The sequence below is a fragment of the Alteriqipengyuania flavescens genome (assembly GCF_030406725.1).
GTDB classification, from domain to species: Bacteria; Pseudomonadota; Alphaproteobacteria; order Sphingomonadales; family Sphingomonadaceae; genus Alteriqipengyuania_B; species Alteriqipengyuania_B flavescens.
The window spans coordinates 2546931-2558881 of the sequence record NZ_CP129107.1 but is presented as its reverse complement, the minus strand read 5'-3'; the positions used below and the strand labels follow the sequence as shown (position 1 = coordinate 2558881).

12 protein-coding genes and 1 tRNA gene are annotated in these 11951 nt (G+C 62.4%); 9 read left to right on the top strand and 4 right to left on the bottom strand.

What is annotated here, in order from left to right; genetic code table 11:
* Positions 1-3 precede the first annotated feature (3 nt).
* Entirely contained in the window at positions 4-951 is a 948-nt protein-coding gene (locus QQW98_RS13030) for an acetyl-CoA carboxylase carboxyltransferase subunit alpha (protein ID WP_290135360.1), read from the top strand.
* Between the two features lie 92 nt (positions 952-1043).
* Positions 1044-2534: a M48 family metalloprotease gene (locus QQW98_RS13025; protein WP_290135359.1), complete on the top strand. Its 1491-nt coding sequence runs from the start codon at positions 1044-1046 to the stop codon at positions 2532-2534.
* Positions 2535-2629: 95 nt separating this feature from the next.
* Here QQW98_RS13025 and QQW98_RS13020 read toward each other — a convergent pair whose 3' ends face one another.
* Entirely contained in the window at positions 2630-2800 is a 171-nt protein-coding gene (locus QQW98_RS13020) for a Flp family type IVb pilin (RefSeq protein WP_290135358.1), read from the bottom strand.
* 102 nt (positions 2801-2902) lie between these two features.
* A complete protein-coding gene (locus tag QQW98_RS13015) occupies positions 2903-3085 on the bottom strand; it encodes a Flp family type IVb pilin (protein ID WP_290135357.1) in 183 nt (60 codons plus the stop codon).
* 78 nt (positions 3086-3163) lie between these two features.
* Here QQW98_RS13015 and QQW98_RS13010 point away from each other — a divergent pair, with 78 nt between their 5' ends.
* From QQW98_RS13010 to folE, 5 genes are all read left to right on the top strand, one after another.
* Positions 3164-3586, top strand: a complete 423-nt coding sequence (locus QQW98_RS13010; RefSeq protein WP_290135356.1) for a (deoxy)nucleoside triphosphate pyrophosphohydrolase — start codon at positions 3164-3166, stop codon at positions 3584-3586.
* A gap of 46 nt (positions 3587-3632) precedes the next feature.
* A tRNA-Arg gene (locus QQW98_RS13005) sits at positions 3633-3709 on the top strand.
* 263 nt (positions 3710-3972) lie between these two features.
* Positions 3973-4461 carry a hemerythrin domain-containing protein gene (locus tag QQW98_RS13000; protein WP_290135355.1) on the top strand — a complete coding sequence of 163 codons (489 nt, stop codon included), beginning with the start codon at positions 3973-3975 and terminating at the stop codon, positions 4459-4461.
* A gap of 19 nt (positions 4462-4480) precedes the next feature.
* Positions 4481-6049, top strand: a complete 1569-nt coding sequence (locus QQW98_RS12995; RefSeq protein WP_290135354.1) for a phospholipase D-like domain-containing protein — start codon at positions 4481-4483, stop codon at positions 6047-6049.
* Complete coding sequence (folE, locus tag QQW98_RS12990; protein WP_290135353.1) at positions 6046-6657, top strand: GTP cyclohydrolase I FolE; 612 nt, start codon at positions 6046-6048, stop codon at positions 6655-6657. Before QQW98_RS12995 ends, folE begins: the two co-directional genes overlap by 4 nt.
* Here folE and QQW98_RS12985 read toward each other — a convergent pair whose 3' ends face one another.
* Positions 6658-7239: a TetR/AcrR family transcriptional regulator gene (locus QQW98_RS12985; protein ID WP_290135352.1), complete on the bottom strand. Its 582-nt coding sequence runs from the start codon at positions 7237-7239 to the stop codon at positions 6658-6660.
* A 145-nt stretch (positions 7240-7384) separates the two neighbouring features.
* On the opposite strand from QQW98_RS12985, the gene QQW98_RS12980 reads away from it, so the two are divergent.
* Positions 7385-9733 (top strand): TonB-dependent receptor, encoded by a 2349-nt coding sequence (locus QQW98_RS12980; RefSeq protein ID WP_290135351.1) that lies wholly within the window; start codon positions 7385-7387, stop codon positions 9731-9733.
* Positions 9734-9794: 61 nt separating this feature from the next.
* Here QQW98_RS12980 and QQW98_RS12975 read toward each other — a convergent pair whose 3' ends face one another.
* Entirely contained in the window at positions 9795-10274 is a 480-nt protein-coding gene (locus tag QQW98_RS12975) for a peroxiredoxin (protein WP_290135350.1), read from the bottom strand.
* Between the two features lie 197 nt (positions 10275-10471).
* Here QQW98_RS12975 and ahcY point away from each other — a divergent pair, with 197 nt between their 5' ends.
* Entirely contained in the window at positions 10472-11878 is a 1407-nt protein-coding gene (gene ahcY, locus QQW98_RS12970) for an adenosylhomocysteinase (RefSeq protein WP_290135349.1), read from the top strand.
* Positions 11879-11951 lie beyond the last annotated feature (73 nt).

Genomic DNA, 11951 nt, shown 5'->3' with positions numbered 1-11951 from the left:
CCGATGGTTAGCTATCTCGAATTCGAAAAGCCGGTCGCAGCGCTGGAGTCTCGTATTGCCGACTTGCGCGCCGCCGCTGCGGGCGATGAAGTGGACATCGGCAACGAGCTTGCCCGGTTGGAGGCCAAGAGCGCCGATCTCCTCGCCAGCACCTATTCAGCGTTGACGCCGTGGCAGAAAACGCAGGTTGCCCGGCACCCCGCGCGCCCGCATTTCCGCGATTACATCGATCATATCTTTACCGACTTCACGCCTTTGGGCGGCGACCGCCTGTATGGCGACGACGAGGCGATCCAGGGCGGCTTTGCAAGGCTCGGCGACCGGCGCGTGATGGTGATCGGGCACGAGAAGGGCAACGACACCGAAAGCCGGCTGAAGCACAATTTCGGCATGGGCAAGCCGGAGGGCTATCGCAAGGCGATCCGATTGATGGAACTCGCCGGACGCTTCGGCCTGCCTGTTGTCACGCTGGTGGATACGTCGGGCGCATTCCCGGGCGTGGAGGCGGAAGAACGCGGGCAGGCGGAAGCCATCGCCCGCGCGACCGAGGCTTGCCTTGCCCTGCCGACGCCGATGGTGGCGGTAATTGTGGGTGAGGGCGGATCCGGCGGCGCTGTCGCGCTGGCGAGTGCGGAGCGGGTGCTGATGCTGGAGCACGCGGTCTATTCGGTGATCTCGCCCGAAGGCTGCGCCTCGATCCTCTGGCGCACTGCGGAAAAAGCACCCGATGCAGCCGAAGCGATGAAGATGACCGCGCAGGATCTGAAGTCGCTCGGCGTGATTGATCGCATCGTGCGCGAGCCCGTTGGCGGGGCGCACCGCGATCATGAGGGTGCCGCCGAGTATCTTTCCCGCGCCATCGGCGAGGAACTGGATGAGCTGGCTCGCAAAGACCCTTCGGAAATCAGGCGCTTGCGCGAAGAGCGTTTCCTGCAAATCGACGCGAGCTAGGAAGCGCCCGCGCGGGAACAAGGAACCCTTATGGCGGTTCGGACAGGGTAACAGCGGACACCAGCTCCGCGCCCAACCCGTGGAGGATTGCCATGACCGCACTTACCCAGAAATTCCGCTTCGCCCGCCTTGCAGCCGGGACCGCGACCGCGCTCGCGCTATCGGCCTGCGCCTCGATCCCCGGGGCGAACGTGCCTGCCGGGTCGCCTATCACGCCCGAAGAGGCCAAGATCGGACAGGAAGCCCACCCGCAATTCATCCAGCAGTTCGGCGGCCAGGAAACCGGCCCGGCGGCGGCTTATGTCGAGATGATCGGCAAGGACATTTCGGTTCGGTCGGGCCTTGCCGGGGCGCGCGATAGTTTCACCGTCACCACGCTCGACAGCTCGGTCAACAACGCTTTCGCCGTCCCGGGCGGCTACGTTTACATCACCCGCCAGCTTGTCGGCCTGATGAACAACGAAGCAGAGCTTGCAGGCGTGCTGGGCCATGAAGTCGGCCACGTGGCCGCCCGCCATTCCGCCCGCCGCCAGCAGACGGCGCAGCGCAACCAGCTGCTCGGCATCCTCGGCCAGGTAGCGTCCGCCGTGCTGCTCGGCGACAGCGCTCTCGGCCGCCTGGGCCAACAAGTCGCCGGTCAGGCACCGCAGCTTGCCACCCTGTCCTATTCGCGCAGTCAGGAAATCGAGGCCGACCAACTCGGCATCACTTACCTTAGCCAAGCCGGATACGATCCGCGCGCAATGGCAACCGTGCTTGCAAGCCTCGCAGCGCAGAACTCGCTTGATTCGCAATTGCAGGGTCGCGGCAACGCAACCTTGCCGGAGTGGGCTTCGACCCACCCCGACCCCGCAGAGCGTGTCAACGATGCGCTGTCCTTCGCGGCCGGCAAACCGGGCACGACCACCAATCGCGACCGTTTTCTGAGCCGCATCGACGGGCTTGCCTATGGCGACAAGCCGGAACAGGGCATGATCGAAGGCGACACCTTCATCCATCCCGACTTCCGCCTCAGCTTCTCGGCCCCGAACGGGTTCTACATGGTGAACTCGCCGCGCGCGGTTTCGATCAATGGCGACCGTGGGCAGGGCCAGTTCACCACCGACAGCTACAACGGCAACCTGGAAACCTACGTGCGCGCCCAGTTCGCAAAGCTTGGCAATCAGCAGCAGCAGGTCACCCCGCAAGTCATAGAGCGCACGACCGTCAACGGCCTTCCGGCTTCGTATGGCGTCGCGCGCGTAAACAACGGCCAGCAGCAGATCGACGTGACCGTCTTCGCCTATGACTTCGGTGGTGGCCGCGCCTACCACTTCCTAACGATTACGCAGGCCGGTCAGACCGGCATCTTCAATCCGATGTTCCAGTCCGTGCGGCGTATTTCGGATGCGGAAGCGGCACGGGTCGTGCCCCGCATTATCGATGTGGTCGTGGCCGGCAGCGGCGATTCGGTTGCTACACTGTCGCGCCGGATGGCTTACGATAGCGCGCAGGAAGCGCGCTTCCGGGTCCTCAACGGCTTGTCGTCCACCGACCAGGTACGCGCCGGGCAAAGCTACAAGATCGTGGTTCGCGGGCGCTGATTGCTTCGCGCCCATTCGCAGGGCGCGGATTGAAGACAAAGAAAAAGGCGGCCGGATCGCTCCGGCCGCCTTTCTTTTCGGTTGGTCCGAACGTCTTAGTTTTTTTCGGCCATTTTCGTGCTGACCTTGTTGAAGGTCGTGTTCAGCTGCTCGCCGAGGCCCTGCATAGCTGCGATAGCTGCAACAGCGATCAGAGCGGCGATCAGGCCGTATTCGATTGCGGTCGCGCCTTCTTCGTCACGGACGAGCTTGTTGATGAACTGCATTGTTGGTCTCCTGGTTCAGTCTTCAGTCTTCGGTACCCTGCCCGGATTTGCCGACGGCGCCTTCGGGACTTGCTTCAAATATCGGCCGGAAGTTTAGAAACTCTAAACGGTCCCGTGTGCGACTGCCGTCTTGTTGCTTACGGTGGCCCACATGCCGTTGTTTTCATCGGCGACGCCTTTGACCGCGCCGATGATCGCAACCACGATCAACGCGACGATCAGGCCGTACTCCACAGCAGTGGCGCCCTTCTCGTCGTTCCCCAATGACTTGATGATGTTGAACATCGGTCACCCCAATGACGTGTTGCGATGGAGCCCTTCTGCCGCGAGGATGCTAACAAAAGGTTGATGGCGGGCTGCGACATGAAAAAGAATCCGACATACCTGCTGGTGGTCGCGGGCGCGATCCCAGACGGGGCGGGTCGATGGCTGATGCATCGCAGGCCGCTCGCAAAGGCGCATGGCGGGTTGTGGGAATTTCCCGGCGGAAAGGTCGAAGTCTCTGAAAAACCGACGGAAGCTTTGATCCGCGAGCTTCACGAAGAGCTCGATATCGAGATCGATCCGGCGACGATCGAGCCGGTCTCCTTCGCCCAGCGTGACGCTGTCGATGATGAGCCGGGCATTGTCTTACTCCTTTACAGGGTAGGGGAATTTGCGGGGACCCCGCGTGCCGTGGAGGGGGAGGGCGTCGGCTGGTTCACGGCCGCGGAAATCGACAGTCTCGCGCGCCCCCCGCTCGACATCGAGCTTGCGGCAAAGCTGCGGCGGCTTTTCCCGGAATAGCTATTGCCAAGCGCAAATCCCCTGCCTATGTGCCCGCTTCCAGTGCGCGCCCGTAGCTCAGCTGGATAGAGTACCTGACTACGAATCAGGTGGCCGGAGGTTCGAATCCTTCCGGGCGCGCCATCAAACACCCCGTCTCCGCGAAAGCGGGGGCGGGGTGTTTGGTTTCGGGTCAGTGGGAGGTTCGGACCCGTTCGGATTCGGAGCCGCGCAGCGGCGGAGAAGGCGGAGCGCCGCAGGCGCGCAGACAATCCTTCCGGGCGCGCCATCAAACACCCCGTCTCCGCGAAAGCGGGGGCGGGGTGTTTGGTTTCGGGTCAACGGGAGGTTGGAACCCTCCGCGCGCCCGCACATTCTCCAACCAAGCACACAATCGGAGAATTGCCATGGCCGCTGAACAGATTTTCGCTCGCCTCAAGGAAGACCACGATCGCCACCGCGAATTGCTGGAGAAGATCGGCGAGACCAGCGGCGACAGCCCGGAGCGCGAGCAGCTGTTCACCGAATTCACAAAGGAGGTGAAGAGCCACGCCGCGGCCGAGGAGCAGGCGCTTTACGCCACCATGCTCCGCAAACCCGAAACAACGGACGAGACCCGCCATTCGGTGGCCGAGCACCACGAAATCAACGAAACGCTCAACGATCTGGCCGCAACCGACATGTCGTCGAGCGCATGGCTGCAGAAGTTCAAGACCCTGAAGCACGACTACCTCCACCACATCGACGAGGAGGAGGACGAGCACTTCAAGGATTTCGAGAAGTATCTCGACACGGATGACGAAGAGCAGATGGCCAAGGTGTTCGATCGCCGTAAGGAAGTCGAAAAGGCCGATGCCGAAGTGACGCCCGAAAAGAAGAGCGAAGCCAAGGAATAGGCCGGGATCGGCGGGGGGCATGGCGAAAGAGAACGAGTCGGACGAGCAGCGATCCGAACAAGAGCCGAAACCGAAACAGGTTTCGCGCTTGTCGGAAGGCGTGGACGAAACGGTGTGGCGCTTCGCGAAAGCGGAGAGGGCTTCGCTCATCATTGACGCGCAGTGCTATTTTTCCGTGATGCAGCAGGCCATGATGAATGCGCGGCATCGCATCCTGCTGATAGGGTGGGATTTCGATACGCGCATTCACCTGACCGAGGGGCGCCGCTGGTTCGAGAAGGGGCGGAAGAAGGAACAGCCGTCCCGCCTCGGCAGCTTCATTCCCTGGCTCGTGCGGCACCGCAAGACCCTGGAAATCCGGTTGCTCAAGTGGAGCGTCGGCATCTTCAAGTTCCCCCTGCGGGGCTCGATGTGGTTCGATCTGCTGCGCTGGTCGCCGCACAAGCGTATCGATTTCACTTTCGATAGCGCCCTTCCCACCGGGTGTTCGCATCATCAGAAGATTGCCGTGCTCGACGATCGCTTGGCGGTTTGTGGCGGCATCGACATGACAGACGGCCGCTGGGACACGCGTGAGCACAAGGAAGACGACGAGCGTCGCAAATCCCCGCGCGGCGGAACCTACACGCCCTGGCATGATGCCACGATGATGGTCGAGGGCGAGGTGGCCGATGCGCTGGAGGATATCGGCCGCGACCGCTGGATCCGTGCCGGCGGCAAGCCGCTGAAGCCGCACGCGAAGCGGACGGACAGCCTGTGGCCGGACGAGCTCGACGTGCAATTCGAGAATGTCGAGATCGGCATTGCCCGCACCCGCGCGGCTTACCGCGACTGGGGCGCTGTGACCGAAATCGAGCAATTGTTCCTTGCGCACATTCGCCGGGCCAAACGCTTCATCTATGCCGAAAGCCAGTATTTCGCCTCTCGCAAGATCGCAGAAGCAATGATCGCGCGTCTGGAGGAGGACGATCCGCCGGAAATCGTGATCGTCCATCCCGAAAACGCCGATGGCTGGCTGGAACAGCAGGTTATGGACCATGTCCGGGCCGAACTCGTACGCTATGTGCGCGAAGCGGATCACGAGAACCGCTTCTCGATCTGGTGCCCCTACGTCGGCGAAACGCCGATTTACGTTCATGCGAAGATCATGATCGTCGACGACGAGGTGCTGCGGGTCGGCAGCGCCAATTTCAACAATCGGTCAATGCGGCTCGATTCCGAATGCGACCTGTTCATAGATGCGGCGCGCAAAGGGAACGAGCACGCAGGCGCCGTCATTCGCGGCCTGCGCTGGTCGCTGCTGGCCGAACACTGCGGTGTCGAAGAGGAAGAGATGCGCAACCTGCTCGCCCGCCACGGCTCGATGGCGGCCATGATCGAACACGTCGAAACCGACAGCCCGCGTCGCTTGCAGCGGTACCATCCGCCGGAACTCAACATCGTCCAGAGGGAGTTGGCCCGTTCCCAGGCGCTCGATCCGGAGGATCCGGACGACCTGCTCGAACCGTTTGCCAAGGGCGGCATCTTCCGCAAGGGAGGGCGCCTCAGCCGCATGCGCAAGAGATTATCGAGGAGGAATGGCGAATGAGCAGCCTTGTTGGTCCCGACGAAGACGATCCGCGGGGCAAGCCCCCCGTACCGGACGAAGTGCAGGACGCCGTCCGCACGTTGCTTCGATGGGCGGGGGACGACCCCGACCGGGAAGGGCTACTCGACACGCCGCAACGCGTCGCGCGGGCATGGAAGGAATATTGCCTCGGTTATACCGAAGACCCTGCCGTCCACCTGTCCCGGGTGTTCGAAGAGGTTGGCGGCTACGACGAGATCGTCTTGTTGAAAGACATCCCGTTCCAGAGCCATTGCGAGCACCACATGGCGCCGATCATCGGCAAGGCCGCGATCGCCTACCTGCCGAGCAACCGCGTGGTCGGCATATCTAAGCTTGCGCGCGTCCTGCACGGGTTTGCCAGGCGCTTGCAGATCCAGGAACGGCTGACCGCCGAAGTGGCGGAATGCATCTGGGAGCACCTTGAACCGCGCGGCGTCGCGGTGGTGATCGATGCCACCCACGCCTGCATGACGGCACGCGGCGTCCGTACGCCGGGGGTGGGAATGGTGACAAGCCGAATGATGGGCACATTCCGCGAAGATGCCCGTAGCCGCGAGGAAGTTCTCAAGCTGATGGGCTACGGCTGATCAGCGCCTGGCAAGGCCGTGTTCCAATAGAGAACGGGCAATGGCGGACACGCGGTCCGGATCGTCGCCGTCTTCGTCCCACACCGCGTAGCGCAGGCCGAGGAATACGTTCATGCCCATGACGGCCCATGCGTGCGCTTCTTCCAGGTCGTCGCGGAAAACGCCGCTTTCGCTGCCGGCCTTGAGGCGACCGAGAATGCGAGCGGCCGTGCTTTTGTAATGCAGCCTGTAGGATTCCGGATCGACGAATTCCGCCTCGTCGATGATGCGGTAGATAGCCTTGTTTGCTTTTACGAAGCGTAGGAAGGCGGCGAGGGCGGATTGCTCGATGCCGAAGGATTGCGCTTCGGGATCGACGCCTTTCGACACCTCGACGCGCACCTGTTCGCTCATGTCACGCACCAGGTCGCGGAAGATGCTCTCCTTCGATTCGAAGTAGGTATAGAAACTGCCGAGGGCGACGTTGGCGCGGCGGGTGATGCCGCTGATCGATGTTTCCGCAAAGCCGCGCTCGCCGAACTCCGCCTGTGCGGCGTTGAGCAGTTTTCGCCGCGTCCGCTTGCCCCGCTCGGTGCGCGGCATGCGCGCTTCTCTGGCGGCTTCCTTCGCTGAATTCTCCGTCCCCATGTCCGGCAATGTGCAAGGACTTGCGGATATCGTCAATCGGTAACTTGAAAGGTGGTTCAAGTTTCAATATGGCTGCGCATCAGGAGAGGGAGATTTTCAGATGAAGACGTTTTCTGCCAGCCGTGTTGCCATTCTCATGGCCGGCGCATCGTTTGCTGCCGTGCCGTCCGCCGCGTTTGCGCAAGACACGCAGCCCATGCCCGATGACGAGATCGAACTGCCGGCAGAAGGCGGCGAGATCGTCGTCACCGCTCGGCGCAGGGAAGAGCGGTTGGTCGACGTGCCGGTCTCGGTCACAGCGCTCAGCGGGGACGATCTGGTCACGAGCGGCACGCTGGAGCTCACCGAAATCGGCGAGGTCGTTCCCAACCTCACGCTGGAAGTCAGCCGCGGCACCAACACGACGCTGACCGCCTTCATCCGCGGCGTCGGCCAGCAGGATCCGGTCGCGGGTTTCGAGGCGGGCGTCGGTCTTTATGTCGACGACGTCTATCTCAACCGCCCGCAGGCTGCCGTGCTCGATATCTACGATGTCGAGCGGATCGAGGTGCTGCGTGGCCCGCAAGGCACGCTTTACGGTCGCAACACCATCGGCGGGGCGATCAAGTACGTAACCGCGCCGCTACCCGACGAGGTTGCCTTCAATGTCCGCGCGACTTACGGCTCGTACAACCAGGCCGACCTCGTCGTCTCCGCATCCACACCACTGAGCGAGAACCTTCGCATCGGGGCGAGCGGCGCGCGGCTCAGCCGAGGTGGATACGGCGACAACCTCGTCCAGGACGGGGTGGAGAACTACAACAAGGATGTCTGGGCCGCGCGCGGAACGATTGAGCTCGACACGCCAGCCGTCTTCGCGCGCCTGTCAGGCGATTATGTGCGCGACACGAGCGAGCCACGGCAGGGCGCGCGCCTGATCCCCGGCCTCTTCAGCGGTGCACCGGTGCTCGACGATCCGTACGACACGCGCGCGGGACTCAATGTCGTCGACCAAGAGGTCGAGGCATATGGCGGCGCTCTCAACCTGTCCTTCTATCTCTCCGACAACCTCACGCTGCGCTCGATCACCGGCTACCGCGAGGACAAGTCCACCACGCCGATCGATTTCGACAGTCTTCCGGCAGCCGACCTCGATGTGCCGGCGATCTACAAGAACGACCAGTTCAGTCAGGAAGTGCAACTGCTGTGGGAAGGCGATCGCCTGAACGGCGTGCTCGGCGCCTATTACCTTGACGCCAACGCGTTTACCGCATTTGATACCGCTCTGTTTCTGCTTGGCTCTATTGCGAGCCTACCCGGATTGAATGCTCAGGTTCTGGGCGACGTGAATACCAAAACATGGTCGGTGTTCGGTGATTTCACTTACGATATCACGGACCAGATCAGCCTGTCGGTCGGGGGGCGCTATACGAGCGACGAGCGTAACAGTACTGTGCTGCGCACGACCTTCCTCGGCGGTTATTCCCCGTTGTTTCCGCCATCCGATGCCTTCCCCATTGCGGTAACGTCGGACTTCGAAGGCACCGAAACTTTCGAAAAGTTCACTCCGCGCGCCAGCATCAGCTTCAAGCCGACGCCGGACCAGAACATCTACCTGAGCTATTCGCGGGGCTTCAAGGGCGGCGGGTTCGATCCCCGCGGCCAGACAACCGCGGCGCCCGACCTCAACGGCGATGGCACGATCGACTATGCCGACCAGTTCGAATTCCTCCGCTTCGCGCCGGAAACGGTCGACAGCTACGAACTGGGCTACAAAGGCAGCCTGCTGAACGGTGACCTCTACCTTAGCGCGGCGATCTTCAAAGGCGACTATACCGACGTCCAAATCCCGGGATCGGTCGGCTTCGACAGCAACAACGACGGGCAGAACGACACGTTCATCGGCATCACCTCCAACGCCGGCGATGCGGACATCAACGGGGCCGAGATCGAGGCGATCGCGACGATTAGCCGTGATTTCGCGGGCCCGGGCAGCCGCTTCGGCGTGACGATGGCCGCCGGTATCCTGGATGCGAAGTATAACCAGTTCATCGACGCCTTCGGCAACGACGTGGCGGACCAGCGAGTGTTCCAGAATACGCCGGACCTCACGTTCAACACCGGTATCAATGTCGCCATGCCGGCGGGCGCGGGCATGGTCGACCTGATCGGGTCCTATTCCTTCCGGACAAAAACCAGCCAGTTCGAGGTGCCGAACCAGTTCCTGGACCAGGACGGCTTCGCGCTGGTCGATGCGAGCGTCGTCTATACGCCGGATTCGGGCCGCTTCAGCATCGGCCTGCACGGCAAGAATCTGACCGACACGCGCTATATCGTGGCGGGCTACAACTTCGTTAGCGGCGGTGTGGGCGGCGCGCCTTTCGTCCCGACCCTGGGGCTGGAAGGCACGCTGACCGGTTTCTACGGCGATCCGCGCCGGGTCTTCGTGACGGTCAGCTTCGGCCTCTGATACGAAAAGGGGCGCAGCCTTCCGGCGCGCCCCTTTTTATTTTCCAGGGTGGATCAAGCGATCACATCTGTTCAAGCATGTGTTCCGCACTGGAAACCGAGAAATCGCCCGGCGCCTCGACGTTGATCAGCTTCACGACGCCGTCCTCGACCAGCATCGAATAGCGCTGGCTGCGCTGGCCCATGCCGAAACCGCTGGCATCCATGTCGAGGCCGACTGCCTTGGCAAAATCGGCATTCCCGTCGGCCAGCATGGTGATGGCGTCGGACCCGTCGGACTTCTTCCATGCGCCCATCACGAAGGGATCGTTGACGGAGGTACAGGCAATCTCGTCCACGCCCTTGGCCTTCAGGTCGTCGGCATGCTCGACAAAGCCCGGCAGGTGCTTGGCCGAACAGGTCGGGGTGAAAGCGCCAGGCACTGCGAACAAGGCCACCGTGCGGCCGGCGAAATAGTCCTTCGCGTCCACCTGCTGCGGCCCTTCGTCGGTCGCCTTTACCAGTTTCACGTCCGGCAGCGTGTCGCCCACGGAAATAGCCATGTCTCGAATTCCTTTTCTGTCCCGTCCGCGGCGCACATAGGGACTGCCACCCCGTTCCTGCAAGGGACGGGCGGCAGCTGCGTCCACGGCTCGTGACAGGATTTGCGCCACAGGGTTTCAACGTCTAGGGGCAGCGACAGAAAAGCGGGGCGAACCTACCGCCCCCATCTTCGACGAATTTCCCCAGGAGACGCCACGTGGCTTTCAACGACTACATCATCAAGGACATCGCGCTTGCCGATTACGGACGCGCGGAAATCGCCATCGCCGAGACCGAGATGCCCGGCCTGATGGCGCTGCGCGAGGAATTCGGCGAGGCGAAGCCGCTGAAGGGTGCTCGCATCGTCGGTTCGTTGCACATGACGATCCAGACCGCCGTGCTGATCGAAACGCTGGTGGCGCTGGGCGCAGAAGTGCGCTGGGCGACCTGCAACATCTTTTCGACGCAGGACCACGCCGCCGCCGCCATCGCCGCGCAGGACATTCCGGTCTTCGCGATCAAGGGCGAGAGCCTGGCCGATTACTGGGACTATGTCGGCCGCATCTTTGACTGGTCGACCGAAGACGATGCCGACCTTACCTGCAACCTGATCCTCGACGATGGCGGCGATGCCACCATGTTCGCCCTCTGGGGCGCGCGGCTTGAAGCGGGCGAGGAGATGCCTGCACCGGAAAACGCCGAAGAAATCGAAATGCAGCGCGCGCTGAAGGAATTCCTCAAGCGCAAGCCCGGCTACCTCACCGCAAGCGTCAAGGCGATCAAGGGCGTGTCGGAGGAAACCACCACCGGCGTCCACCGCCTCTACCACCTCGAAAAGCAGGGCAAGCTGCCGTTCCCGGCGATCAACGTGAACGACAGCGTGACCAAGTCGAAGTTCGACAACCTCTACGGCTGCCGCGAATCGCTGGTCGATGCCATCCGCCGCGCAACCGACGTGATGCTGTCCGGCAAGGTCGCCTGCGTCGCCGGCTTCGGCGATGTCGGCAAGGGTTCGGCACAGTCGCTGCGTAACGGCGGCGCACGCGTGCTGGTGACCGAGATCGACCCGATCTGCGCGCTGCAGGCGGCGATGGAAGGCTTCGAGGTCGTGACCATGGAAGAGGCTGTGAAGCGCGCCGACATCTTCGTCACCACCACGGGCAACGAAAACGTCATCACCGCCGAGCACATGAAGGCGATGAAGCCGATGAGCATCGTCAGCAACATCGGCCACTTCGACAGCGAGATCCAGATTTCGGCGCTCGACAATTACGAGTGGACCGAACTCAAGCCCGGCACCGACCTGGTGAAGTTTCCGGACGGCAAGGAGATCATCGTTCTCGCCAAGGGCCGCCTGGTGAACCTCGCCTGCGCCACCGGCCACCCCAGCTTCGTGATGAGCGCCAGCTTCACCAACCAGGTGCTCGCCCAGATCGAACTGTGGGAGCGTCCGGAGCAGTACGAGAACAAGGTCTACGTCCTGCCCAAGATCCTCGACGAGAAGGTGGCTGCGCTGCATCTCGACAAGCTGGGCGTCAAGCTGACCCAGCTGAGCCAGCGCCAGGCCGATTACATCGGCGTGCCGGTCGAAGGGCCGTTCAAGCCGGAGCATTACCGCTACTAAGCGGCAAAGCATCGAATAAACCCTGATTGTTCGCCTGTGCCGCGTTGCAAACACTTGCAGCGCGGCATAGCTG